The following is a 23,507-nucleotide window of genomic DNA, read 5'->3' as shown; positions in this document are numbered from 1 at the left end:
GTTAGAGTGTTCACAGGTCCACGAAACGGGGAGCAGATGACGTCCGTGCACGAGACGGCGCCGTTCGCACCCGTACCGGAGCACGGTCCGCAAGACCCGGTCCAGCCGCCGGCGAAGCCCATGTCGTGGGCCATGCTGTCGCGGGCCCTGGCCGTGCCTCTCATCCTCGGCCTGGTCTGCTTTCTGCCCGCGGTGATCGCCGCGCAGCCGGGCGCGGGCGTCCGGGACACCGCGTACTGGCTGCAGCTCGTGCTGACCTGTTATGCCGGGGCCCGGCTCGCCACGATGATTCTGTCCACCCGGCGGCGTCTGCTGCAGGGCGTGTTCTGGATGTTCGTGTACATCGCGATGGGGGTGGCGCCGTTCGCGCAGGCCGTCATCGGGCAGACACCCACGCCGATGGTCGGGCCGAGGTCGGATCTGATGACGGCCATCGCGCTGATCCTGGTGGGTTGCGCCGCGTTCGACCTCGGGGCGCTGCTGGCGTCCCGGCGTCCGCTGCGCCGCCGAACCACCGCACGCTCCGGTGGCGGTCCGGCCACCGCGCACCGGGTGCGGCTCAGGCTGCTGGTGGCACTGGCCTTCACGGCGAGCGGCTACTACATCCTGAAACTCGGCGGGCCCGCGATCTTCTTCACCAGCCGCCAGGAGATCAGCGCCTCGGTCGCGGTCAGCGGGGTGGCGTCGAGCCAGTCCAACGTGGGATCGGCCTTCCTCAAGGGCTTCGGTACGGTACCCGCGCTACTGGGGCTGCTCTTCTGCACCCGTCGGCTGGTGACCTCGCGCAGGGCCCGCCATTCCCCTTCGACCGTTCTGGCCTGGTGTGCGCTCCTGATCCTCAACGTCGTCGTCAACAACCCTATATCCAACGCCCGTTACTGGTTCCTGACCGTACTGGTCTCGCTCCTGTTCACCGCCTTCCCGAGCAGCGCGGCAATGTACCGCTCGGTGCTGTCCATGGGGGTGGTCGGGGCGCTGGTGCTGTTCCCGTACGCGGACCGGTTCCGCTACGACAGCGCCGGTTACCGGCCGGTGGATTCGTCGTCGGTGTTCGAGCCGCTGGCCACCAAGGACTACGACCAGACGGTGATGTTCGCCAACACCATCACCTGGGTCGACACCCGCGGCCACACCTATGGACGTCAACTTGCCGGCTCCGCCCTCTTCTTCGTGCCCCGGTCGGTGTGGAGCGGCAAGCCGGAGGACACGGGGGTGCGCGTCGGCCAGTGGATGGGGATGAACATGACCAACCTCTCGGCGCCGTTGTGGACCGAACTCTGGGTCGACTTCGGTGCTCCTGGCATGGTCGGCGGTCTCGCACTGATCGGGTACGTCGCCGCACGCACCGACCGCCGCTACGCGCAGGCGGTGTCCCGGGACGGGCCGGGCCCCGGCAGCGTTCTGGCCATCGCCGCGCCGCTGATCGCCGGGTACACCTTCATTCTGTTGCGCGGACCGCTGCTGCAGTCCGTCGGAAAACTGGCGATCGCGGCGCTCTGTCTGCTGCTGGTCACAAGCTTCAGGAGCCGGGGCGGACAGCGCTCGCGCTGACGGTTGCCTGGTCCACCGCGGTGCGGCGTCCGAGCCGGGCCACCCGGGTCCACGTGGCCACTGCCTTGCAGACGGACCCCAGGCACAGGCCCCAGGCCGCGCCCGGCACCCCGCCGAGCGCATAGCCGCCGGTGAGGAAGGCGACGGCGGCGAGCGAGAAGACCACCTGGATGGAGAGGGTGGTACGGGGGTCGAGCATCCGGAGCGCCAGAAGCCCGCAGGTACCGACGGCCATCGCCGCGTACTGGCTGCCTGTCGCCGGGAGCAGGGAAGCGGCTGTGGGCCAGGTGTCGCCGAGCAGACTGCGGCCGATCCCGTCGGGCAGCAGGGCGAGTGCGGTGGCCCAGACGGCGGCTGTGGCGGCCAGGACAGCGGCGAGCATCGCCGTGGCGCGTATCCTGCGCCGTTCCGGGGCGAGCCGCCCCAGCAGTGGCGGTCCGAAGCCGGTGGCCGAGGTGAACAGCACGTTCAGCGGCCCGAAGAGGGTGGTCGCGCCGCGCAGGGCGCCCACCACGAGCGGGTTGCCGACCATGCCGAGTCCGAGCACGGAGAGCTGGCTGGTGGCGTTGCCCACCCCGAACTCCACCACGAAACGCCGCCCCAGATGCCCTCTCCGTAAAAGGGCCTTGAGCCGTATCGGCGTACCGGTCACCCTGCGGTGCAGCAGGGCGGCCGACAGCAGAAGGGCGGGCAGCGCGGACAGCCCCCAGACGGTGACGAGCCGGGCGGCCGGGGCACCGTACGGCTGCACCGCCAGCGCCCCCAGCACACCGGCCAGTCTGAGCACGTCGCCCGCCAGTGCCAGGTGCGGCAGGTGCAGGGTGGAGAAGGCGTAACGCATGGTGTCCTGCCCCAGAACCACCGGCAGGACGAGTCCCAGCATCAGCAGGGCCCGTGCGGTGGCCCCCGGCAGCGTCAGGCAGACGGTGGCGAGAAGGATGCCGAGCGTGGCCGCGGCGAGCAGGGTGAAGGTGACCGCGGACCGGCACGCGCCGCGGACCTCGTCGCTCTCGCCGCGTCGCAGCACGAGCGGCTGCCCGGTGTAGGCGCCGGATACCCCCAGCAGCACGGTGAAGACGAGGTAGACCGCCGAGAAGCGGGCGAAGTCGGCCACAGTGGAAAGCCGGGCGGCGGCCACCAGCACCAGGATGTTGGTGAGCGCCGCCACGCCCTGGTCCGCGACCGAGCAGACGATCGCGGTACGTGCCTTCATCTGTGTCCCGCGGTGGGGTCGAAGGTGCGCAGGCCGAGCGTCTCGGCCGGGTCACCGGTGTGCTCCCGGCCGACGCCGTCCTCCCGGCCCGATGCGGGGCGGGCCCGGCCGCCGGCCGTACGGCGCCTGCCGGCCTTCTTGCGGGACCGGCGCTCGTAACGGCTCCGGCCGGGGTGCAGCAGGGCGCCGAGCACGGAGCCTCCGGCAGCCCCGATGATCTCGCGGATCCGCTCCAGGTCGCTGCGGTGCACCTCGCGCGGGTGGCACACCACCACGACTCCCTCGACCCGGTCGATCAGTGCGACGGCGTCCGCGTACGAGAGCACAGGCGGGGCCAGCACGATGACGACGGCGCCCGGCCGGTCGCCCTCGGCGACGATCCGTCCCACGGGCGCGGAGGTCAGCGCACGCGGGACGTTGTCCGTGCGTCGGCCCGCTATCAGGGCGAAGGCGCCCGCCCCGGGTACGTCCACATTCATCCGGCTGTCCGACGGCCAGGCCGGTTCGCCCTGTGATGCCCAGCGGGGCCCGGCGCCCTGCACGGCCGGGCCGAGGTCCCGGGCCAGCGAGGGGGTACGCAGATCGGCCTCCACCAGGAGTACGTCACGTCCCATCTCGGCGAAGGCCGCAGCCAGGTTGACCGCGGCGGCGGGCGCCGCGTCGCTGTCCCCGCGCGGCGCCGTGACCAGGAGTCTGCGGCGCTGCGCGAACGACGGGTCGTAGGCGAGCCGGAAGGCGACCGCCCGGTACTCCTCGGCGAGCCGGCTCCCGCTTCGCCCGATGGCGAGCAGCGCGCCCGCGGATGCCCGTTCCCTGGGCAGGGTGCCGAGCAGTGGGGCGCCGAGCGCACGGACCAGTTCCCGGGTGGAACGTACGGCCGGGTCGAAGACCAGGCGTACCCAGGACAGGAGCAGTCCGAGTGCGAGCCCGACGACACCGCCGAGTCCCAGCAGCAGGGGCAGCCCCGCACCGGTGGGGTCCATGGGCGCGACGGGCTTCTTCGTCAGGTAGCCGGGAGTGGTGTCCAGGGCACGCAACTCCGAGATTTTTCTGCTCAGTTCGGAAATCGAGACCACGAGGTTGGCCCGTGCGCTGGTCACGTCGCTACCCGCCCCGACCTGCTCCGCCAGCTGATCGCGCTGTTCGGTGAGGGGCTTGAGCTGGGCGCGGTAGCCGTCGACCATGTTGGCGATGCTGTTCTCGGTGCGCTGCCTGCGGATCTCCAGATAGGCGTCGGCGAGCGCTTCGGCCCGCGCCTTCGCCAGGGCGGGGGTGCGGCCGGTGTAGGCGAAGCGGAGCACGAGGGTGTTCGGCGGGTTCGTGACCTGGAGGCCGGACAGCAGGGTCCCGACCTCCACCGGGTCGCCGTGCCTGGCCAGGGAGCCGGCGGCCAGGGTGCCCACGGTGTCGCTGACAGCGGTCTGCCGCTCGGAGCCGATGTTGATGCCCTTGTCGGCGGAGGCGCCTGCGGCGAAGGGGTCCGAGGTGGCTGAGCGTACGACCACCTCGCCCGTCGATGTGTAGCTCTCCTCGCCGCCCAGGGCGAGCCAGCCGCCGCCGAGCAGCCCGAGGACCACGCCGGAGGCGAGCAGTGCACGGTAACGCAGGAGCTGACGGAACTGGTCCCTCAGCAGCGCGGGTTCGTCCTGGTCCTCCAGGGCGCGGATCGGCTGGGTCATCGTCGTGGTCTCCCTTGTGCGTCCGCGAGGACCTCGGTGAGCAGTGCGTCGAAGCGGGCCAGGCCCGCCTTTCGGCTCAGGTGACGTGCGACGTACTGCGGTCCGTTGGCGCCGAGCCGGTCCGCCTCGGCCGGCGCTTCGACGAGCTTGCGTACGGCTGACAGCAGCGCGGCGGGATCCTCCGGTGCGACGAGGATCCCGGCGCCGGACCGGTGGACCTCCTGGGCGGTGCCTCCCCCGTCGGCGACCGAGGCGACGACGGGGCGGCCCGAGACGAAGTACGAGGTGAGCTTGGACGGGACGCTCATGTCGAGCACGGATGCCCGCTGGGTCACCGCGAGCACATCGGCGGCGGCGAGAATGTCCGTGAATTCGTCCGCGCCGGCGGGCGGCAGGAAGTCGAGGTTGCGCAGCCCCGTCGCACGCCCGAGCAGCGCCTCTCGCTGATTCCCGTCTCCCATCAGCACGACGCGTATCCCCGGTGCCAGCCGGGCCGCGTCGACCAGGACCTCCAGGCCCTGCTTGAGCCCCATGTTCCCGGAGTGCAGGACCACGGGAGTGCCCTCGCTCCAGCCGAGTCTCGCCCGCGTCCGGGCACGGTCGGCCGAAGGCGCCTGCACATGCGACCAGTTGGGAACGACACGGATGCGCCCCGGGTCCACGCCGTACGCGGTGACACGCGGGACGAAGCTTTCGTGGATGACTCCGACGAGGGCGGCGCTGCGCAGCGCGTAGCGTTCGGCCGCCGAGGCAACGGCTGCTGCCCGGCCCCCGCCCCGGATACCGCTCTGTGCGGCGGCGGCACCCATCAGATCCTGCACCACCGGTATGTGGGGGGCTCGGTGGCGGCCGGCCAGCCGGGCTCCGATGACACCGCCCGCGAGGCTGGGCAGCTGGGAGACGACCGCGTCCGGCGGACGCGGAACAAGCGGCGGCAACAGGCCGTGCCCGAGCACTGTGGCCTCGAACGCCGCCCTCCGCAGCGCAGTTTGACGGGACGGCACATAATGTCTTCGTCGATGGACGGTGACCCCGGCCCGCTTCTCCGTGACCCGCCACACACCCCGGTACTCCGCTTCGGTACGCCAGGACGGGTAGTGCGGCATGCCGGTCAGTACATGGGTCTCGGCCCCGGACGCGGCCCAGTGCTCGGCGAGCTGCGCGGCGTACGGGCCGATGCCCGTCACCTCCGGTGCGTAGTTGGTCGAGACGACCAGCAGAGTACGGTCCTCGAAAGGCTTGTGACGATCGGTTTCGGACACGGATGCCCCCCTTCCCCCGGAACATTCTGCGTTCCCCCCAAGGAACAGCCCCATAAGTGAGCTTATCCGTTCACGAGATGCGCAAGTGGCCTTCACAGTAAGGTCGTTGCACCATCAACACCGATACCGATATCCCGCAGCACCGGATGCCATGTCCGGACAACTGCTGCTGGACACGGACATCACGTTCACCGTGGGGGGAGAGAACGGATGGTGCACAGGGTCGGCTACTCGCCGGGGGTCTACGACCTGTTCCACATAGGGCACCTCAACATCCTGCGGCATGCCCGCAGCCAGTGCGACTACCTCGTCGCGGGCGTCGTCTCGGACGAGATGGCCGCACTCGCCAAGGGCCACAAGCCGGTGATTCCGCTGCCGGAACGGCTGGAGATCGTACGCAGCGTCCGCTATGTGGACGCCGCGTTCGTCGAGACCGTGCCGGACAAGGTCAAGACCTGGCAGCAGGTCAGGTTCGACGTCATTTTCAAGGGGGACGACTGGCGGGGCACGGAGAAGGGCAAGCGGCTGGAGCGCGACTTCGCCGAGGTCGGCGTCGAGGTGGTCTATTTCCCGTACACCGTGCACACGTCCAGCACCCAGCTGCGCCGGGCGCTGGACACGCTCGTCAGTCCGCAGTCCGGAGCTCCTTCAGCTCCCTGAACCACTTGGCGAGGAACGCCACCAGGAACAGTGCGTGCACGACGGCGAGCACCGCATAGCCGATGCGGAACGCGGTCCGGTCGCCGAGCAGCAGGAACACCAGGCAGAACACCCCGTAGTCGGCGGGCAGCAGTGCCACGGCCCGCACCCGGGACACCGGAACCGCGGCTCCGCTGCCCGCCGTGGGCCGGACGGCCGCCTTGCCCAGTTGTTCGCGCAGCAGCCCGGCGCAGAAGGTCAGCACGGCGGTGAACAGGAATCCCAGCGGCAGGAGCAGCCAGCCCTCGGCCGGCAGATCGAAGAACCGCTGGAACGAGATCAGCACGGCGGTGTGTACGAGGATCATCTTGGCGCAGTCCACGACATGGTCCAGCCACTCGCCGTCCGGGCCTCCCCTGCCGGTCAGCCTGGCCAGCTGCCCGTCGGCCGAATCGAAGGCGAAGCCGATGGCGAGCCCCGCATACACCGCGACCGCGAGGCCCCAGGACGGTCGGACGAGAGCCACCGAAGCAATGGCGGCGAAGGTGAATGCCGCACTGATCAGCGTGACTTGATTGGGCGTCAGCCCGATGCGGTATGCGCCTGCCGCGAACAGCCGTCCGGCCGGGCGGTTGACGTACCGAGAGTACAGCGACACCCCCTTGGCCGTCTTCTGCGCACTGCGCAACTCGCGCAGAACCGTGACTGTGCTTCCCATACGCCCCCCAGCGTGTCACCGTTGTCGGCGGCATCGGCGGAACACCGCGGACGCTGCCGTCGGAGCCGCATCATGGCACGCGGGCCCCGTTTCGTGTGGCCACTCGGCCGCTCCGCCCGGCGATCCTTGACCCGTCGGGCCTGCACCAGGCGCGCAGGCCGACGGGCCCGTGTCTCAGGCGGGCGCGGTGCGGCACTCCGGGTGGCCCCAGCCGTTCGGGTTCTTGGCGATCATCTCCTGTGCCGCGTAAGGCTTTCCGCAGCGGCAGCGGCCCGCGAACTTGGCCCGGATGGTTCCACCGGAGCGTGCGGAACGTGCCGCGCCCCCTGCCTTTTTCGCCGGAGCCCCCTTGCTCCACCCCTCGGTCGCCCGGGCCGGAGCAGGTGTCGGCAACTGCGAGCCGTGCGCGGTACCGGCCGGCCGCTGCGTCACCGCGGCCTCGCTGGCCGCCTGATCGGCAAGGGCGTTGAGCGGATCTCCGTCCACCTGGTGGGCGGGCACGTAGACGAAGTCCACGGTCCGGCCGGTCAGCAGGGAGTCGATGCGGGTCACCAGGTCACGGTTGGCCACCGGCTTTCCGGCCGAGGTCTTCCAGCCGTTGCGCTTCCATCCCGGCAGCCACTTGGTCACCGCGTTCATCGCGTACTGAGAATCCATCCGCACTTCGATCGCCACGGACGGATCCGTGGCCTCCAACAGCTCCTGCAAAGCAGTGAGTTCGGCGACATTATTGGTGGCGGTCCCCAGCGGTCCCGCTTCCCAGCGCTCCGGTCGCCCCTGCGCATCGGCCACGACCCATGCCCAGGCTGCAGGCCCCGGATTGCCCTTCGATGCCCCGTCACACGCGGCGATGATGCTTTCGTCCATGCCCTTGATCATGCCAGTGCCGCAAGACCCCCACGGCATGGCGTAACGCTGAGTGACGATTCGAGGTGCGGTGGACCGGCGACGCTGGTTCTCTGATGGAGCCCGCTCTTCCCAACCGCACAAGGAGCGATGATGAGCGCTGCACGTGAAACCAATGACCGTGCGCAGCAACTGCGCGAGAAGGCCCGGCAGATGACCGAGGCCGCTGAGCGCACCACCGACCCTGAGCAGCGCCAGCGGCTGCAGGAGAAGGCCCGGCAGCTGCAGGAGCAGAGTGACCAGCAGGGCAACATCGGCAGCAAGAACATCCGCCCGCCGAAGTAGTATCTGCCTCACACGAGCGACCGGCTGCCTGCCGCTCTTTCCGCGGATCACGCCGACCGACAACGTGTGAGGCGTAGGCGTACGGGGTGGGCGCGCACCGCTGCGCGCCCACCCCGTACGCTCTTTTCCATGACCGGGCGCGGTTCAGCCGACCAGCCGCACCAGCACCAGCAGTACGGCCGCGAACACCATGCCCATCACCAGCGTCCGGAAGCCGGCCGGAAAGCCACTGGCGCGGTTCTTCACCGCGGCCGGCGGTGTGAGGCTGTTCGCGCGGGCCAGCCATTCGCGAGGCGGGTTGTTGGGGATGACGACCCGCCAGGGCTGATCGGGGTCGTACTCGACGACCGCCCTGGACCGGTGCAGCAGTCCCTGTGCATCGAGGGGGTGACGGATCTCGATCCGGTAGGCGGGGAGCCCCTCGGGCACTACGGTCAGGTCGAAGGCGAACACGGAGTTCACCGCCTGCCCGTCGGCGGCAGGCCGGCCGTTCGCCTTGTTGACGGCCTTGACCCCGTGGACCACGGCGGGCGCGAAGGCGCGCGGTCCGCCGGAGCGCAGCCCGTGGACCACGGTGCCCGATTCCGACTGCTCGGCCGCCTTGCCGAGCGCTGTCAGCGCCAGGGCCGACGCGGGGAGGCCGGCCAGCAGCAGCCAGCGGGGGCCGTTCAGGGCGCCCTGGATCAGCGCGGCGAAGGCCAGGCCCGTGCCCGCCGCGGCCAGCAGGCTGAGCGCGCTGAAGATCCTGCGCAGGGAGGAAGGCGTGGGATTCATGAGAGGCGCAGCAGCTTTCGGCGGGGTATCGCGACCCGGGTTCGGGCGGGATCGTCGGGGCGGCCGGCGTCGTACACGGCGAGGACGTCGCGCTGGAGGGCGATGCGTTCCACGAGGGCCGGGACCTGGTGGCGCACCCCGGCCGTGTCATCGAAGACCACGGTGACCTCGCCGTACTTGCGGCCCACCGACCGCCAGCCCTCCAGCACCGCGTCGGCCGTGGTGTAGCGGCTGTTGAGTCTGCGCAGCGCGGCGGTGCGGCGCAGGCTCACCGCCGCGCCCCACCATGCGGCGAGGCAGCCCACGCCCGCGGCGGACCACAGGAAGGTGAGCCAGTCGGAGACGGAGAACCGGCCGACCGGGAAGAAGACGTGGAAGTCGGTGACGGTGCCGTACTCGATGCGGCCGTCCGCCACCGCGTCGTACCAGCCGGCGGCACAGGCGACCGCGGAGAGCGCGACCATCGCGCCCGGCGCCGCGCGGTGCAGGAACCGGGCGGAGAGAAGACCGAGCAGGATCGCGCAGAGCACCCCGACGTATGGAGCCCCGGCCGCGAACTGGTCGCTGGCGCAGCCGTCGGTCCCGTCGCAGGTCCATTGCACGGTGGACGCGTCGTAACCGGCGATGTGCCACATCATCCAGACCTGCCACACCATCAGCGCGCAGGCGATGACACGCATCGCCTGCGCGTAGGCTTTCTGCCGCACTGTCCGCCCTCGTTCTTGCCACGTCGCGGGGGTCATGGCATGCCCCGGTGGACGTTATACGTGCTGTCCACACTCTGCCGTGATCCACACCACGTGGCCGGACCGAACGAGGGCTCAGACCGCGTGCCGTCTCCTCATTCCGGGGCGGCTACGCCTCGAACGAGAGCGGCGGTGCCCCGGCCGTGGCGGAGGCACCGCCGCTCCCGGGGTGCTGTCTGCCTCCGGGTTCTCGCTGGTCGTTGTCAGGGGGCCGAGTGGCGCCCGCCGCCGGCCGCACGGCGCCTGCGGGCCGCCGCGACGAGGCCCGTGCCCGCCAGCACGGTCACGCCCGCGAATCCAGTGAGGCAGGCCAGGACCAGGGCGCCGGCGCCCGTCGCGCCCAGGGCGTTGGCAGCCTTCGTGGCCAGGGACTGCTCCTTGGGCGTTCCGGCTCCGGCGGCCTGCCTGATGAGATCGGCGACGACATCGGGGTGCGACATCATGGCGATATGGGAGGAGTCGACCTCGACGGTGTGCGACTTGGCGCGCTTGGCCTCGAAGCGTTCGAGATCCGGGGCGATCGCCTTGTCCCGGGTGGCGACCAGCGCCCAGGACGGAATGGTCTTCCAGGCCGCCGCAGCTGCCCTGTCCATGAACGCGGCTCCGTTGATGGGGCGCTGGGTGGCGGCCATCATGGCCGCGGTGCCCGACGGCACGTCCGCCGCGAAGACGTCGTGGAACCTGGCGGGCTGGATGTACAGATCGGCTCCCTCGTTGCCGTTGGCCTCCGGGAACGGCACCGGCTTCAGAGCCGCGTTCAGCTCGCTTCCCGCGAACTTCGCCGACAGATCCGCCAGCCTCTCCCCCTTGTCCGGCATGAGCGCGGACACGAACACCAGCGACTTCACTTGCGGGTTCCCAGCGGCGGCGTTGCTGATCACCGCACCGCCGTAGGAATGCCCGGCCAGCACGATCGGGCCTCTGATGGTCTTCAGCACGCCGGCTATGTACGCGGAGTCACTGGCAAGGCCGCGCAGCGGATTGGCCGGGGCCATGACCTTGTATCCGTCACGTTGCAGGCGTTCCACCACCCCGTTCCAGCCCGAGGCATCGGCGAACGCGCCGTGTACCACCACCACCGTGGGCTTGGCGGCGGCCGGATCGGCACCGCCGTCGGCTGCGGCAGGTCCGGAGGCCGCGGCAAGGGCGGCCGCGGTGAGCGCCGCGGCAGCGGTATGCGCGCGCCGCCCGCGTATCCGCATCCGCAGGGCGAGGAAGGTCGACACAGTCATGGCTCTTCTCTCTTCGTCGAGGAGCGGTTGGTGGGCCCAGCGTTGCCAGGCCCGGCCCGAACGGCGCGACACGCGACGCAGGGGAGTGAAAACGGCCGACCATCCGAGTGAGAGTTACGCAACGAAGAGTGATGGCCCTTCGGGGGCCCGACCGGCCCGGCCCGCTTCAGGCCCGGTCGGTTCGCAGCCGCCGCGATACGGCGCGCAGCCAGGGGTGACGTTCGTGCAGTTGTGCCGAGCGCCGGTCGAGTTCCTTGCCCAGACGCTCCGTGCGCTTGTCGATGTCGAGCTCGTCGAGGATCCGGTCGACCTCGGCGAGCAGGGCTCCGTGCAACTGCCACTGTCCGGGGTGTTCCCGAACGTCTTCGAGGAGCAGGTTCGCCACCCGGTCCCTGGTCGCGCGGCTGACGGCCAGGGCGTGGGCGAGCCGGTCCTCCGCCTCCTCTGCGTTCCCCGCGACGGGAGTGGTGATCAACTCCGAGAAGCTCTCGATGGCTCCGGCCATCTGTCCGAGCAATTCCGTCAGGGATTCGGCCACGTCAGCGGGGAACAGCGTCTCCTCGGTACGGGCCTTGGCGAGGTCGGTCAGAGTGCGTGACAGCACCCGCAGCACCACGGCGCAGATCTCCAAGGTGTCCAGACCGGTGCGCAGCACGACCCTGTACAGCAGCCCCTGCCGGACTCGTGGATTGAGCGTGAGGCTCTCCTCCGCCTGCCGCAGCGAGGCGTCGACCTCCACGATGTCATGGTCCAGCCGGCGGGCTTCGTGGAGTCGGTCGACCGCCCGCTGGACGGAGATGTGGCCGCCCACGTCCTGCCCCATCGCGCGGAACATCTGTCCCATCTCACGGGCCAGGCCGTCGATGGAGGCGCCCGCCGGCTGCACCCACACCGGGGGCGCCAGGAGCAGGTTGAACAGCAACCCCACGCCCGCGCCGATCAGCGTCTCCAGCACGCGGTCCCAGGCGGTGGAGGCGACCTGAGAGACACCCAGGACGAGCATCGCGCTGATCGCCACCTCGGGTACGAACTCACCGACGCGCACCAGGCGCCCGATGATCAGCGAGGTGAAGATCGCCAGTCCGAGGCTCCACCAGGTGAGGCCCACCAGGGAGCTGAGCGCAGTGGCGATGAGCACCCCGACGACGACCGAGTTCACCCGGCGGATCCCCGTGGTGAGGGTCGCGTACAGAGTGACCTGAACGACGAGGAGTGCGGTGAGCGGTGCCGTGAGCGGTGCCGGATGCGGAAGGGTCCACACCGCCACGACATAGGCGATGACGGCAGCCGCCGTGGAACGCACGGTCTGTGCTCCGACGGGCTCGGTCGTACGCCGGACAAGCTTGATCACGGGTTCGGATACTCCTGGCATCTCATTCCCATGCCCGCCCGCATGCCACCACAGCGCATCGGTGCACCGAACCCACCGTACGGACGTGCGTGCCGTGCCGGTGGCGCAGTGTCGGTCAGCAGGCGGATTCGGGGAACCAGGAGCAGCTAAGGCCTGGTGATAGATAGAGCGAAAAATACCTGTCCATACTCATGAACAAGCAGTCATCGAATTGCTTTTTTGCTGATTCCACAGCCTTGACAGTTCCTTATTGCTCAGCAAGTCTCCATTCAACGCTTCGCACCGGACCCGGGCCGGCGCGGCTCGGAGCCGACGCGCCCTTTCCCGTCAGGACAGGACAGAGAGGCCAACACATGACCACCCCGACCGCCGACCGGCACCAGCTCTTCATCAACGGCGCCTACACCGACGGCACCTCCGGGGCCACCCACGAGGTCATCAGCCCCGCGACGGGCGAACTCGTGGGCACCTTCCCGCTGCCCGAGGCCGCCGACGTCGACGCGGCGGTGCGTGCCGCGAACGAGGCCCAGCCGGCCTGGGCCGCGACCAATGTGTGGACCCGCGCCGAGCTCTGTCACCGCATCGGTACGGAACTCGGCAAGCGCGTGGACGAACTCGCCCGCCTCCAGTCCCTGGAGCAGGGCAAGCCGCTCGCCGAGTCCGTCGCCGACATCGAGGAGGCGGCCAAGCTCTTCCACCTGCACGCCGAGGACGCCGTACGACTGCACGGCGAGACGCTGCCCTCCACCGACAACACCAAACGAATGTTCACCTTCCAGCGCCCGGTGGGCACTTGGGGCATCATCACGCCATGGAACTTCCCGCTGCTGATGCTCGCGGAGTTCGTCGCCCCCGGGCTCGCCACCGGCAACGCCCATGTCGTCAAGCCGCCGGCCAACACCCCGCTCACCGTTCTCAAGGCGATGGAGGCGTTCGTCGCCGCCGGACTGCCCGACGGCCTCGTCAACATCGTGCCCGGCGAGGGTGACACCGGCGATGCGCTGGTACGCCACGAAGGCATCCACGCGATCGGCTTCATCGGCTCCACCGCGACCGGGGCGAAGATCCAGTCCGCCGCCGGCCTCAAGCGCTCCATCATGGAGTGCTCGGGCAACGGCCCGCTCGTGGTCCTCGCGGACGCCGATGTCGAGGCCGCCGCCAAGGCAGCCGTCGACGGCGCCTATCCGTGCGCCGGACAGGTCTGCTGCGCCACCGAACGCGTCATCGTGCACGCCGGCATCCACGACGAGTTCGTCGAGGCCGTGCTGCGCGAGGCCCAGCGCATCACCCTCGGCGACCCGTTCGACCCCAGGACGGTTCTCGGCCCCCTCAACAACGAGGGCGTCGCCGCCAAGATGGACCGTCACATGGCCGACGCCCGCGAGCGCGGCGCGCGCATCCTGCTCGGTGGCAAGCGCGCTTCGGGACACCCCACGGACCTCTACTACGAGTTCACGGTCGTGGACGGGGTGCCCGAGGACAGCCTGCTGTCCCGCGAGGAGTCCTTCGGCCCGGTCGTCCCGATCATCACCGGGCAGGACGAGGACGACCTGCTGCGCATCGCCAACGACGACAAACTGGGCCTCCAGGGCGCCGTCTTCACCCGCAGCATGACCTCCGCCTTCCGCTTCATCGAGGAAATGGCCGTCGGCCAGGTCGTCGTGAACGAGAGCAACAACTGGTGGGACATCAACATGCCGTTCGGCGGCGCCGGCAGCCGCTCCACCGGCTGGGGCCGCATCGGCGGCAAGTGGACGCTCATGGACATGACCGACACCCGTACCGGCGTCATCAGTCTCTGACCGCCCCCGCTCCCGCCCCCACTGTCCGCGGGCCGGGGCCCCGACCAGCATCGGGCCCCGGCCCGCGCCGTCGTCGTGGGCGGTTGCACCGGGCCGGCGGCAGGCGCCGTTGGCGAGGCCATGGGCGATGCTCCGAGCCGGGCAGGATAGGCCCGTACAACCGAAGATCCAGGCCCGCACACCGTGGTGGGCCGTACATGAGAGCCGGAGCAACAGAATGAGCACTCTGGGTGGCAGCCCCCTCGACGACACCGACCACCGGATCATCGCCGCACTTCAAGCGGACGGCCGCCGCCCGTACAGCCAGATCGCCGAGGAACTGAACATTCCGGCCTCCTCCGTGCGCTATCGCGTCCAGCGCATGGAGGAGAACGGCATCCTCCAGATCGTCGGCATCGCCAATCCGCTGACGATCGGCTTCGACCGATTCGCCATGGTCGGCATCCGGGTCGGGCCGGGCAGTGCCCAGGAGGTCTGCAAGCGGCTGCGTGAGCTGCCGGAGACCTCCTACGTCATCATGACGGCGGGCACCTACGACGTGATGGCGGAGGTGATCTGCCGGGACACCGACCACTTCACCGACCTGATGAACCGCAGGCTGCAGCTCATCGACGGGATCGTCTCGACCGACTCGTTCTTCGTACTGGAAGTGCACAAGCGCGCCTACGGGTGGGGTGTCGGCGAGGTGGACACCTCACTGCTGGACTCCCCGCAGCCGCCGCTCGGCGCCGGCCTCGACCAGCGCGTCCGAGAGCCTTTCGGGTGACCTGGCGATCAGAGATCGCCCGACAGGCTCAGAACCGTGCCGCGGGCATCAGCTCGCGAATCCCACGTGCACATGGTCGTGATGGGTGTTGTCGGTGAAGAACTGATTCGCCGTCGCGCCCCCGGAGAGCTGGAACGGTCCGCCGACGTTGTACGAGCCGGCCGCTGCCGCATCCCGCATGAACGACTCGGTCAACCGGCGCGAGGTGCCCGGATCGACGACCAGGTGTCCGTCGATCCGCCATACGTCGAAGGCCCGGCCCACCGGATGGTCGCTGGGCCGGTCGGTGCCGAACACATACAGCGGGTGCCCGGAGCGGATCACACTGATGTCGATCCGGTACGTACCGGCCAGCCCCAGCAGGGCCCGCAGTACCGTCGGGTGAATGTGTCCGCTGCGGATGTCGGCCTCCGCCGCGGGCGGCAGGCCGATCCGCGGTTCGTCCAGCACCTTCCTCGCCGCCATGGGCAGCGATGCCGCGGCGGCACCGGGGCGGGCCGGGTGGAGCGCGGTGACCTCCCACCGGGGCCTCGCCCGGCTCAGCCGCACGTCGACGGTCGTACCTCCCGCATGTCCGGGGATCCATTGACGGCACACCACCATCACACTGGCCGAGTCCGCCAGAATGCCGCCGTACTGCGCGTCGATCACCTGGAGCGCGGCCTCGTCCGCGTCGGGCCGCAGCGGGCCCGCCCGGTCCACCAGTGACGGCGGGGCCCCCAGCGCGGCCACGCGTCTCTTCGCCGCTGCCGCACCGCCCTGCCCGGCGGGCCAGGAACCGATCGCCTCCACCACCTGTACGGCGCGCAGCTTCACCGTGGGATCCACCTCGCCGCGCCCGGGGCGCCACGCCGTGGTCGCGGGCAAGGACGAGCGCGGGGACGGCGACGCTGTCACCGGCGTGGCCGGGGATACGGACGTGGCCGGGCCTGCCTCGGTCCGGGAGGCTGCCGAGCAGCCGGTGGTTCCCGCGAGCAGCCCACCGGTGCCGAGCAGCAGTGCGCGTCGGCCGAGCGGTTGTCGCATGCGATGCCCCAATCCCGTTCGGGCCCTCGTTCATCTGGACTCGGACCCGTACAGATTTCGATGGTCAGGCGTGAATAGCTTCATCATCTTCCATTCACCCGGGCACGACTGCCAGCATCGGCGCACCGCCACCCCGTGAGGGAGAATCCGATGAATCGTCCCCGTTCCCTGCGCTGCCTGGCAGCCCTGGCCGTGATGGCCCTCGCGGCCACCGCCTGTGGACGCTCCGGCCAGGGCGACGCCCCGTCCGGCAGTGCCTCGCAGGCCGCCGCCGGCCGCACCGCAGCCGAGCTGTTGCCTGCCGAGTACCGGCAGAAGGGTGTGCTGCGGGTAGCCACCGCGGTGGGATATCCGCCGATGGAGATGTACGAGCCCGGGACCACCCGGCTCACCGGTGTCGACCCCGACCTGGCCAAGGCCATCGCCGAGCGGCTGAAGCTGAAGCTCGAACTCACCAACGCCGCCTTCGACGGGCTGATCCCCGGTCTGGGGTCCGGACGCTTCGACCTGGTCATGTCCTCCATGACGGACAGTGCCCAGCGGCGCCAGGCGGTCGACTTCGTCGACTACTTCCGCACCGGCGGCGTCATCATGACGAAGAAGGGCAACCCTCAGGGCATCAAGTCCCTTGCGGACCTGTGCGGGAAGGCCGTCGTCCTCGCCAAGGGCAGCTCGAACCTCCGCATCGGCGAGGAACAGAACGCCAAGTGCCAGGAGAAGATGCAGATCTCGCAGAGCGAGGACGCACCGACCGGGCTGCTGCAGCTGGACAGCGGACGCGCGGTCGCGACCATCGTCGACTATCCCGTCGCCAAGATGTTCACCAAGAAGAAGAGCAGTGCGTACGAGGTCCTGCCGAAGCAGTACGGCACCGCACCGTGGGGCATCGCGTCCGCGAAGAGCCGGAGCGGGCTGCGCGACGCCGTCCAGAAGGCCCTGCAGGAACTGATCGACAACGGCAGTTACAAAAAGATCCTCGACGACTGGGGCGTCGGCGGCAGCGCCGTTTCCAAGGCCACCGTCAACGACGGGCAGTGAGCACGGACATGACCCACCAGAAAATATCCGGCGCCGCCCCCGGTTCGGCACCGGCAAGCACCACCGAAGCGACACCGCCGGACGAGGACCTCACCTTCCAGATGAGCCGGCGCCCCCGTCCCGGGCGCTGGCTGGCGGTCCTCGCCGCCGCACTGTTCGCGGTCTGGCTCGCCTACACGATCATCGTCAACCCCAACCTGCACTGGGACATCGTCGCCAAGTACCAGTTCGACAGCGTGATCCTCAAGGGTCTCTGGGTGACCATTCAGCTCACGCTCGTCTCGATGGCCGTCGGCATCGCCATCGGGGTCGTCGTCGCGGTGATGCAGCTCTCCGACAGTCCGGTTCTGCGTCTCACCGCGGGTGCGTACACCTGGTTCTTCCGGGGCACCCCGCTGCTCGTCCAACTCATCTTCTGGTTCAACCTGGCCCTGCTGTTCCCGGTGATCAGCATCGGTGTCCCGTTCGACGGCCCGAAACTCATCAGCTGGCAGTCCAACCAGGTCATCACCGGGTTCGTGGCTGCACTGCTCGGCCTCTCCATCAACGAGGGCGCCTACATGGCCGAGATCGTGCGGGCGGGCATTCAGAGCGTGGACCCCGGGCAGCGCGAGGCCGGTGCATCCATCGGCATGTCGAACCGTCAGATCCTGTCCCGGATCATCCTTCCGCAGGCGATGCGGGTGATCATCCCGCCGTTCGGCAACCAGTTCATCTCCATGCTCAAGACGACCTCGCTGGTCTCGGTCATCGCGGGCGCCGATCTGATGACCGTCTCCCAGCACCTGTATCTCGCCAACTTCGAGGTGGTGGCGCTGCTGCTGGTGGCTTCCATCTGGTATCTGGTGCTCACCACCATCGCCAGCATCGGCCAGCACGCCGTCGAACGCCGCTACAGCCCTGGCGCCGCCCCACGGCTGCGGCGCAGGGTCCTGGCCAATCTCGTACCCGGTCGTGCCACCAGGAAGGGGGCAGCGGCATGAACGACGTGATTCTCAGGGCCCGTGGGGTCCGTAAGCGATTCGGTGACACCGAGGTGCTGAAGGGCATCGATCTCGAAGTCCGCAGCGGTGAGGTGCTCTGTGTCATAGGCCCCTCCGGGTCCGGGAAGTCGACGCTGCTGCGATGCTTCAACCACCTGGAGCAGATCGACGCGGGGCGGGTGTGGATGGACGGTGAGCTGATCGGTTACGAGCAGCACGGACCGTCCGGCCGCGTCCTGCGCGAGCGGCGCCCCCGTGACGTCCGACGCCAGCGCGAGCGGATCGGCATGGTGTTCCAGCGGTTCCACCTCTTCCCGCACCGCACAGCGCTGCAGAACGTCATGGAGGGGCCCGTCGTCGTCAAGGGCCGGTCCCGTGCACAGGCCGAGAAGCAGGCCCGGGAGCTGCTGAACGACGTCGGTCTCTCGGACCGGGCGGACCACTACCCGGGCCAGCTGTCCGGCGGGCAGCAGCAGCGCGTGGCGATCGCCCGCGCCCTGGCCATGGAGCCGACGCTCATGCTCTTCGACGAACCCACCTCCGCCCTCGATCCCGAACTCGTGGGTGAGGTCCTGGGCGTCATGCGCGACTTGGCCCGCAGCGGTATGACGATGGTCGTGGTCACTCACGAGATGGGCTTCGCCCGCGAGGTCGCCGACCGCGTCCTGTTCATGGATCAGGGCACCGTGGTCGAGGCCGGGAGCCCGGACCTGCTGTTCACCGACCCGCGGCACGAGCGCACGCGGGCCTTCCTTTCGACGGTGCTGTGATGGGACGCCCAGTGGATCTGCTCCTGCGCGGCGGCACACTCGTCGACGGAACCGGCGCACCCGCCAGGGAGGCGGACATCGCGGTGGTGGACGGGCGGATCGCCGTACTCCCCGCCGGAACCGAGGCCGCAGCGGCCGAGACCCTCGATGTGACCGGCCAGGTCGTCACCCCTGGCTTCATCGATGTGCACACCCACTCCGACGCCCTCGCGGCACCCCATGGCGTCGACGGCGCCACGGAGCCGATCGACGATCTCCGCCTCGCGCCACTGCTCCAGGGCGTCACCACGGAGATCTGCGGCAACTGCGGGACCAGTCTGTTCCCCTCGCTCCCGGAACGGCTGCCGGTACTCGCCGAGCATCTCAGGGTGACTTTCGGGCTCGGACCGGTCCGGCCCGCGGTGGACTTCGACGCATTCGCCGCCGGACAGGACCCTGCCCTGCGCCGCACCCATATCGCCTCACTCGTCGGCCACGGCACCCTCCGCGCCGGAGTGATGGGCTTCGAGGCCCGGCCGCCCCGGCCCGACGAACTGGACACCATGTGCGCGCTGCTGGACCGGGCGCTGGCCCAGGGTGCGGCCGGCCTGTCCACCGGGCTGATCTACTCGCCCGGCACCTACGCCGACACCAAGGAGATCATCGCGCTGGCCGGGGTCGCCGCCCGTCACGGCAAGCCCTACGTCACCCATCTGCGCGACGAGATGTCACAGGTGGAGTCCGCCCTGGAGGAGGCCCTGGAGATCGCGGTGCGCTCCGGCGCCCCACTGCAGATCTCCCACCACAAGACCGCGGGCCGACACGCCTGGGGCGCCACGCTGCGCACCCTGCCCCGGCTGGAACAGGCCCGCGCCGAAGGCGTGGACGTGCTGTGCGACGTCTATCCGTACACCGCGGGAAGCACCGTCCTGCACGCCATGCTGCCCCCGTGGACGATCGAGGGCGGCGTCGGCGCCCTGCTGGAACGGCTACGCCGGCCCGAAACGCGCGACCGGATCAGGAAGGACATCGATCGGGGCGTCAAGGGGTGGGAGAACACCGTGGGAAACGGTGGCTGGGATCTCATCACGGTGGCCGCCGCGCAGGCGCATCCGGAGACCGAGGGCCGCAGCATCGCCGACCTCGCCGCCGAACGCGGTGTCCATCCGGTCGACTACGCGTGCGATCTGTTGCTGGCCGAGCAGGGCGAAGTGACCATCATCAGCCATTCCATGCGTGAGGACGACGTCCGCCGGGTGCTCGCCAGTCCGCTTTCGATGATCGGCTCGGACGGCGTCCCCAAACCCGGTCGGCCGCATCCTCGTTGGGCGGGTAGTTTCGCCCGCGTACTCGGCCATTACGGCCGCGACGAGCAGTTGCTCCCGCTGGAGAACGCGGTGCACAAGATGACCGGACTGCCGGCCCGGCGGTTCGGGCTGGCCGACCGCGGTGTGGTCCGCGACGGCGCCCTCGCCGATCTGGTCGTGCTCGACCCGGCATCGGTACGCGACACCGCCACTTTCGACCGCCCCCTGCTCGCGCCCGAAGGCATCGATACCGTCGTGGTGGCGGGACGGGTCGCGGCAAGAGGTGGCCGCCCGACCACGGTGCGGGCCGGAGAAGTGGTGAGGATCCGATGAGTCTGGCCCAAGTGACAGCGGCGGCGCGGCGCTCGGCCGCGCTGCCGCTCACCCTGGCTGTCGCCGCCGTCGACATCGACGGCGGCGAGACGGTGCAGGTCGACGAGCACACCGTGCTGCCGGTCGCGTCCGCCTCGAAACTGCTGCTGCTCGCCGAGGTCGCACGCCGGCTGGACACCGGGGAGCTGCTTGCCGACGGAACCGTGGAGGTCCTCGACGAGGACGTGGCGGACGGTACCGGCCTGCTGCGCCGGATGAGCAGGCGCGGCTGGACCGTCGAGGATCTGGCCTGGCTGACCGCTTCGGTGAGCGACAACACCGCCACCAACGCACTGCTGCGCCTGGTGGGGCGGGAGTCCACGGCCCGGCTGGCGAAGGAGCTCGGGCTCGACCGCCTCACGCTGCACGACAAGGTCCGTGACATCCGGGGCCCTGACGTGCCGCCCGTCTTCGCCACCGGCACCGCGAAGGACCTGGCGCAGCTGGTGACACATGCGGTACGCGGCACGATGAGCTCCCCCGCGGCCTCCGCACGGCTGCTGCGCTGGATGCGCGCCAACACCGACCACGGCCTGGTCCCCGCCCTGGTGGATCACGACCCTTACGCCCCGGGCTTCCCCAGCCCACTGCCCGACGGGCTCCTGGTGGCCAACAAGACCGGCACCGACACCGGGGTCCGCGCCGACGCCGGTGTCATCGTCGGGCGGCGTCGGCTGGCGTACGCGGTGGTGGCGCACTGGGACCCGGCGCTGGGCCCCAGCGCGGAGCGGGCCGCGGTGCAGGCCGTCCGGGACGTCGGCCGCACCCTCGCGGCCTGTTCCCGACGCCGCGCCGCGAGATGAGAGGGGCACGCCCCACCGGTCAGGACCACTGCATCTCCAGCAGCAACCGGACTTCCTCGGCGGCCGACCGCAGCTCCGCGAGGAAGATCCGCAGCAGCGGGTTGCGGTTGCTGGGCCGGGTGGCGACCCCGATCCGCCGGTGCAGTCGGGGATGGTCCAGCCGGCAGACGTGCACGCCCGTGGTGTCGCCGAGCCCGAGGGCCGGGACGAGTGCGATGCCCATGCCCGCGCGGGCCAGGTTGATCGTGACCTGGTAGTGATCGCTGCGGCAGCGGACGCGCGGCCGAAACCCCTCGGCCGCGCATGCGCGTTCCAGGACCGGCTCGCCGGTGTGGCCGCCGTGCGTACCGATCCAGCTCTCCCCCTCCAGAGCGGCGAGGCGGACGGCGGTGCGCCGGCCGAGGCGGTGCCGCAGCGGCAGGACCACCAGCTGCGGCTCGTCGAAGAACATCTCCACGTCCACGGCCGCATGCCGGCACCACGGGTCCAGCGGGTGTTCGAAGACGACCGCCGCATCCAGCCGGCCCGCCTCGAGATCGGGCACCAGCTCGTGAGGCTGCCCCAGGATCAGCTCGAGCTCGACCTGGGGCCGCTCGGCCGCGAACCCCGACAGTGCCCGAGGCAGCAGCTCCAGGCCGGAGGAAGCGAAGAAGCCCAGCCGCAGTACACCTGCGTCGCCTTCGGAGTGCGCCCGCAGATCGTCCTGAGCGACAGCCATCAGGTCGGCAACGGCCTGGGCGTGCTCGGCCAGTCGCACACCGGCCGCCGTCAGCCGCAGGCTCTGCGGCTGACGCTCCACCAACGCCACGGCGAGTTCCTGCTCCAGCCGGGCGAGTTGATGCGAGACCGCGGACGGGCTCAGATGCAGCGCCTGGGCCGCGGCCACGATGGTGCCCGTGCGGGCTATTTCCAGCAGGACGAGCAGTCGGGCACTGTTCAGCATCGGGTCAGGTTAGGCCGTGCCGACGCACTGCGCCGTGTCGGCCCCCGACTGTGCTGCCGGCGGCGCGATGAGCCCGGCGGGCTCGTCCACGTCCAGGCGCAGCAGGTCCTCCTCGGTCTCCCGCCGCACCACGGTGCGGGCACGGCCATCGGAAACGAAGACGACAGCGGGGCGCGGCAACTTGTTGTAGTTGGACGCCATGGCGTATCCGTATGCGCCCGTGACCGGCGTGGCCAGGAGATCACCCACCCCGACTCCGGCCGGCAGGGCGGCGTCGTCGACGATCACGTCACCGCTCTCGCAGTGCTTGCCGACCAGCCGTGCCCGCAGCGGTCGCGGTGCGAGGGGGCGGCTCGGCAGGAATACCTCGTAGCGGCTGCCGTACAGGGCGGGGCGCAGATTGTCGCTCATCCCGCCGTCGACGCTGACGTATGTCCGCACGCCCTCGATCCGCTTGATCGTGCCCACCCGGTACAGGGTCAGCCCCGCACGGGCGGCGATGGACCGGCCGGGCTCCACTGTCACGTCGCCGCTCCAGCCCGCCTCGCGCACCGCGGTGCGCACCCGAGCCGCCCAGTCCGCGAACGACGGTGGGGTCTGCCCTGCCTCGTACGCGACGCCGAGGCCGCCGCCGACGGTGAGCCGGTGCACCCGTGTCTGCGCGGCGAACCGTGCGACGGCCGCGGCTCCTGCCGCGAGCTCCGCCGTGTCCAGCACCTGGGAGCCCACATGCGCGTGGACGCCCTCCAGGATCATCGCCGGGGAGCCGGCGGCCCGTCGCACGGCGGCTGCGGCGGTTCCGCCGACGAGGCCGAAGCCGAACTTCGAATCGTTGCCACCGGTACGGATCGCCTCGTGCGCTCCCGCGGCGACACCCGGCGCCACCCTCAACTGAACACGGGCGGGGGACAGTTGTTCCTCGGCGTGCAGGCGCTCGATGCGGTCCATCTCGTCGAAGCTGTCGACCACCACGTACCGCACCCCGGCCGACATCGCCGTGCGCAGCTCCGCCTCGTCCTTGTTGTTGCCGTGCAGCACGATCCGTCCGGCCGGAACACCCGCGTGCAGCGCCACCCGCAGCTCGCCGCCGGAGGCGACATCGAGCAACATCCCCTCTTCATGGGCCAGTCGGGCCATGGCCGTGCACAGGAATGCCTTGGAGGCGTACGCGACATTGTCCCGGCCGAAGGCGGCGACCGCTTCTCGGCAGCGTCGGCGCAGGTGTTCCTCGTCGTACACGAAGAGCGGTGTTCCAAAGCGCTGTGCCAGTTCGCTGAGCAGGACCCCTCCGACAGCGAGCCCGCCCGGACGGATCTCGGAAGTGAAGGGCAGCAGACCCGTTTCGATTGCTGACGACATGGT

22 protein-coding genes are annotated in these 23,507 nt (G+C 70.1%); 10 read left to right on the top strand and 12 right to left on the bottom strand.

Features of this window, described 5'->3' with window-relative positions:
- The first annotated feature begins 36 nt into the window (after positions 1–36).
- On the top strand, positions 37–1,551 hold the full coding sequence (locus tag ACH4EW_RS23060) for a hypothetical protein (protein WP_398259733.1): 1,515 nt from the start codon (positions 37–39) through the stop codon (positions 1,549–1,551).
- Here ACH4EW_RS23060 and ACH4EW_RS23055 read toward each other — a convergent pair.
- The 3 genes from ACH4EW_RS23055 to ACH4EW_RS23045 are packed head-to-tail and all read right to left on the bottom strand — an operon-like array spanning position 1,520 to position 5,705.
- Positions 1,520–2,764: a hypothetical protein gene (locus tag ACH4EW_RS23055; RefSeq protein ID WP_398259731.1), complete on the bottom strand. Its 1,245-nt coding sequence runs from the start codon at positions 2,762–2,764 to the stop codon at positions 1,520–1,522. The two genes, ACH4EW_RS23060 and ACH4EW_RS23055, sit on opposite strands and share 32 nt — an antisense overlap.
- On the bottom strand, positions 2,761–4,443 hold the full coding sequence (locus tag ACH4EW_RS23050; RefSeq protein ID WP_398259729.1) for a lipopolysaccharide biosynthesis protein: 1,683 nt from the start codon (positions 4,441–4,443) through the stop codon (positions 2,761–2,763). The genes ACH4EW_RS23055 and ACH4EW_RS23050 overlap by 4 nt, the downstream gene beginning before the upstream one ends.
- Positions 4,440–5,705, bottom strand: a complete 1,266-nt coding sequence (locus tag ACH4EW_RS23045; protein ID WP_398259727.1) for a glycosyltransferase — start codon at positions 5,703–5,705, stop codon at positions 4,440–4,442. Before ACH4EW_RS23045 ends, ACH4EW_RS23050 begins: the two co-directional genes overlap by 4 nt.
- A 210-nt stretch (positions 5,706–5,915) precedes the next feature.
- On the opposite strand from ACH4EW_RS23045, the gene ACH4EW_RS23040 reads away from it, so the two are divergent.
- Entirely contained in the window at positions 5,916–6,365 is a 450-nt protein-coding gene (locus ACH4EW_RS23040; RefSeq protein WP_398259725.1) for an adenylyltransferase/cytidyltransferase family protein, read from the top strand.
- On the opposite strand, the gene ACH4EW_RS23035 is transcribed toward ACH4EW_RS23040, so the two are convergent.
- Positions 6,331–7,062, bottom strand: a complete 732-nt coding sequence (locus ACH4EW_RS23035; protein ID WP_398259723.1) for a CDP-alcohol phosphatidyltransferase family protein — start codon at positions 7,060–7,062, stop codon at positions 6,331–6,333. The genes ACH4EW_RS23040 and ACH4EW_RS23035 overlap by 35 nt on opposite strands.
- 174 nt (positions 7,063–7,236) lie before the next feature.
- The gene (locus ACH4EW_RS23030; RefSeq protein ID WP_398259721.1) at positions 7,237–7,929 is read right to left on the bottom strand and encodes a ribonuclease H; all 693 of its coding nucleotides are present in this window, start codon (positions 7,927–7,929) and stop codon (positions 7,237–7,239) included.
- 132 nt (positions 7,930–8,061) lie between these two features.
- Between ACH4EW_RS23030 and ACH4EW_RS23025 the strand changes: the two genes are divergently transcribed.
- Positions 8,062–8,253 (top strand): DUF6381 family protein, encoded by a 192-nt coding sequence (locus ACH4EW_RS23025; RefSeq protein WP_398259719.1) that lies wholly within the window; start codon positions 8,062–8,064, stop codon positions 8,251–8,253.
- A gap of 144 nt (positions 8,254–8,397) precedes the next feature.
- Here the strand turns inward: ACH4EW_RS23025 and ACH4EW_RS23020 are convergent, their stop codons facing one another.
- The 4 genes from ACH4EW_RS23020 to ACH4EW_RS23005 all read right to left on the bottom strand — a co-directional run bounded on the left by ACH4EW_RS23020 (position 8,398) and on the right by ACH4EW_RS23005 (position 12,377).
- Entirely contained in the window at positions 8,398–9,027 is a 630-nt protein-coding gene (locus tag ACH4EW_RS23020; protein ID WP_398259717.1) for a hypothetical protein, read from the bottom strand.
- Positions 9,024–9,734: a hypothetical protein gene (locus ACH4EW_RS23015; protein ID WP_398259716.1), complete on the bottom strand. Its 711-nt coding sequence runs from the start codon at positions 9,732–9,734 to the stop codon at positions 9,024–9,026. Before ACH4EW_RS23015 ends, ACH4EW_RS23020 begins: the two co-directional genes overlap by 4 nt.
- Positions 9,735–9,976: 242 nt before the next feature.
- Positions 9,977–11,005: an alpha/beta fold hydrolase gene (locus tag ACH4EW_RS23010; RefSeq protein WP_398259714.1), complete on the bottom strand. Its 1,029-nt coding sequence runs from the start codon at positions 11,003–11,005 to the stop codon at positions 9,977–9,979.
- Between the two features lie 166 nt (positions 11,006–11,171).
- A complete protein-coding gene (locus tag ACH4EW_RS23005) occupies positions 11,172–12,377 on the bottom strand; it encodes an aromatic acid exporter family protein (protein WP_398259712.1) in 1,206 nt (401 codons plus the stop codon).
- Between the two features lie 332 nt (positions 12,378–12,709).
- On the opposite strand from ACH4EW_RS23005, the gene ACH4EW_RS23000 reads away from it, so the two are divergent.
- Positions 12,710–14,158, top strand: a complete 1,449-nt coding sequence (locus ACH4EW_RS23000) for an aldehyde dehydrogenase family protein (RefSeq protein WP_398259710.1) — start codon at positions 12,710–12,712, stop codon at positions 14,156–14,158.
- A gap of 217 nt (positions 14,159–14,375) precedes the next feature.
- Positions 14,376–14,924 carry an Lrp/AsnC family transcriptional regulator gene (locus tag ACH4EW_RS22995; RefSeq protein ID WP_398259708.1) on the top strand — a complete coding sequence of 183 codons (549 nt, stop codon included), beginning with the start codon at positions 14,376–14,378 and terminating at the stop codon, positions 14,922–14,924.
- Between the two features lie 48 nt (positions 14,925–14,972).
- On the opposite strand, the gene ACH4EW_RS22990 is transcribed toward ACH4EW_RS22995, so the two are convergent.
- On the bottom strand, positions 14,973–15,950 hold the full coding sequence (locus ACH4EW_RS22990; protein ID WP_398259706.1) for a hypothetical protein: 978 nt from the start codon (positions 15,948–15,950) through the stop codon (positions 14,973–14,975).
- Between the two features lie 150 nt (positions 15,951–16,100).
- Between ACH4EW_RS22990 and ACH4EW_RS22985 the strand changes: the two genes are divergently transcribed.
- From ACH4EW_RS22985 to ACH4EW_RS22965, 5 genes are read left to right on the top strand one after another with little or no spacing between them, the layout of a single operon-like run.
- On the top strand, positions 16,101–16,988 hold the full coding sequence (locus ACH4EW_RS22985; RefSeq protein ID WP_398259704.1) for an ABC transporter substrate-binding protein: 888 nt from the start codon (positions 16,101–16,103) through the stop codon (positions 16,986–16,988).
- An 8-nt stretch (positions 16,989–16,996) separates the two neighbouring features.
- On the top strand, positions 16,997–17,971 hold the full coding sequence (locus tag ACH4EW_RS22980; RefSeq protein ID WP_398259702.1) for an amino acid ABC transporter permease: 975 nt from the start codon (positions 16,997–16,999) through the stop codon (positions 17,969–17,971).
- Positions 17,968–18,741, top strand: coding sequence for an amino acid ABC transporter ATP-binding protein (locus ACH4EW_RS22975; protein WP_398259700.1), 774 nt, complete (start codon positions 17,968–17,970; stop codon positions 18,739–18,741). Before ACH4EW_RS22980 ends, ACH4EW_RS22975 begins: the two co-directional genes overlap by 4 nt.
- On the top strand, positions 18,741–20,360 hold the full coding sequence (locus tag ACH4EW_RS22970; RefSeq protein ID WP_398259698.1) for an amidohydrolase family protein: 1,620 nt from the start codon (positions 18,741–18,743) through the stop codon (positions 20,358–20,360). Before ACH4EW_RS22975 ends, ACH4EW_RS22970 begins: the two co-directional genes overlap by 1 nt.
- The gene (locus tag ACH4EW_RS22965; RefSeq protein WP_398259696.1) at positions 20,357–21,202 is read left to right on the top strand and encodes a serine hydrolase; all 846 of its coding nucleotides are present in this window, start codon (positions 20,357–20,359) and stop codon (positions 21,200–21,202) included. Before ACH4EW_RS22970 ends, ACH4EW_RS22965 begins: the two co-directional genes overlap by 4 nt.
- A 19-nt stretch (positions 21,203–21,221) precedes the next feature.
- Here the strand turns inward: ACH4EW_RS22965 and ACH4EW_RS22960 are convergent, their stop codons facing one another.
- Both ACH4EW_RS22960 and lysA read right to left on the bottom strand, forming a co-directional pair.
- Positions 21,222–22,145, bottom strand: coding sequence for a LysR family transcriptional regulator (locus ACH4EW_RS22960; protein ID WP_398259694.1), 924 nt, complete (start codon positions 22,143–22,145; stop codon positions 21,222–21,224).
- Between the two features lie 9 nt (positions 22,146–22,154).
- On the bottom strand, positions 22,155–23,504 hold the full coding sequence (gene lysA, locus ACH4EW_RS22955) for a diaminopimelate decarboxylase (protein WP_398259692.1): 1,350 nt from the start codon (positions 23,502–23,504) through the stop codon (positions 22,155–22,157).
- Positions 23,505–23,507: the final 3 nt, after the last annotated feature.

It is taken from the genome of Streptomyces sp. NPDC018000, from assembly GCF_044328025.1.
In the GTDB taxonomy this organism is placed as follows: Bacteria; Actinomycetota; Actinomycetes; order Streptomycetales; family Streptomycetaceae; genus Streptomyces.
This window is presented reverse-complemented; position numbering and strand designations above follow the sequence as displayed.

Coding starts and splice junctions, on each gene's coding strand:
- ACH4EW_RS23050 (WP_398259729.1), bottom strand. CDS start 4,443: ATGACCCAGCCGATCCGCGCCCTGGAGGACCAGGACGAACCCGCGCTG.
- ACH4EW_RS23035 (WP_398259723.1), bottom strand. CDS start 7,062: ATGGGAAGCACAGTCACGGTTCTGCGCGAGTTGCGCAGTGCGCAGAAG.
- ACH4EW_RS22995 (WP_398259708.1), top strand. CDS start 14,376: ATGAGCACTCTGGGTGGCAGCCCCCTCGACGACACCGACCACCGGATC.
- ACH4EW_RS22980 (WP_398259702.1), top strand. CDS start 16,997: ATGACCCACCAGAAAATATCCGGCGCCGCCCCCGGTTCGGCACCGGCA.
- ACH4EW_RS22975 (WP_398259700.1), top strand. CDS start 17,968: ATGAACGACGTGATTCTCAGGGCCCGTGGGGTCCGTAAGCGATTCGGT.
- ACH4EW_RS23010 (WP_398259714.1), bottom strand. CDS start 11,005: ATGACTGTGTCGACCTTCCTCGCCCTGCGGATGCGGATACGCGGGCGG.
- ACH4EW_RS22970 (WP_398259698.1), top strand. CDS start 18,741: ATGGGACGCCCAGTGGATCTGCTCCTGCGCGGCGGCACACTCGTCGAC.
- ACH4EW_RS23040 (WP_398259725.1), top strand. CDS start 5,916: ATGGTGCACAGGGTCGGCTACTCGCCGGGGGTCTACGACCTGTTCCAC.
- ACH4EW_RS22985 (WP_398259704.1), top strand. CDS start 16,101: ATGAATCGTCCCCGTTCCCTGCGCTGCCTGGCAGCCCTGGCCGTGATG.
- ACH4EW_RS23060 (WP_398259733.1), top strand. CDS start 37: ATGACGTCCGTGCACGAGACGGCGCCGTTCGCACCCGTACCGGAGCAC.
- lysA (WP_398259692.1), bottom strand. CDS start 23,504: ATGTCGTCAGCAATCGAAACGGGTCTGCTGCCCTTCACTTCCGAGATC.
- ACH4EW_RS22990 (WP_398259706.1), bottom strand. CDS start 15,950: ATGCGACAACCGCTCGGCCGACGCGCACTGCTGCTCGGCACCGGTGGG.
- ACH4EW_RS22965 (WP_398259696.1), top strand. CDS start 20,357: ATGAGTCTGGCCCAAGTGACAGCGGCGGCGCGGCGCTCGGCCGCGCTG.
- ACH4EW_RS23020 (WP_398259717.1), bottom strand. CDS start 9,027: ATGAATCCCACGCCTTCCTCCCTGCGCAGGATCTTCAGCGCGCTCAGC.
- ACH4EW_RS22960 (WP_398259694.1), bottom strand. CDS start 22,145: ATGCTGAACAGTGCCCGACTGCTCGTCCTGCTGGAAATAGCCCGCACG.
- ACH4EW_RS23025 (WP_398259719.1), top strand. CDS start 8,062: ATGAGCGCTGCACGTGAAACCAATGACCGTGCGCAGCAACTGCGCGAG.
- ACH4EW_RS23005 (WP_398259712.1), bottom strand. CDS start 12,377: ATGCCAGGAGTATCCGAACCCGTGATCAAGCTTGTCCGGCGTACGACC.
- ACH4EW_RS23030 (WP_398259721.1), bottom strand. CDS start 7,929: ATGGACGAAAGCATCATCGCCGCGTGTGACGGGGCATCGAAGGGCAAT.
- ACH4EW_RS23055 (WP_398259731.1), bottom strand. CDS start 2,764: ATGAAGGCACGTACCGCGATCGTCTGCTCGGTCGCGGACCAGGGCGTG.
- ACH4EW_RS23000 (WP_398259710.1), top strand. CDS start 12,710: ATGACCACCCCGACCGCCGACCGGCACCAGCTCTTCATCAACGGCGCC.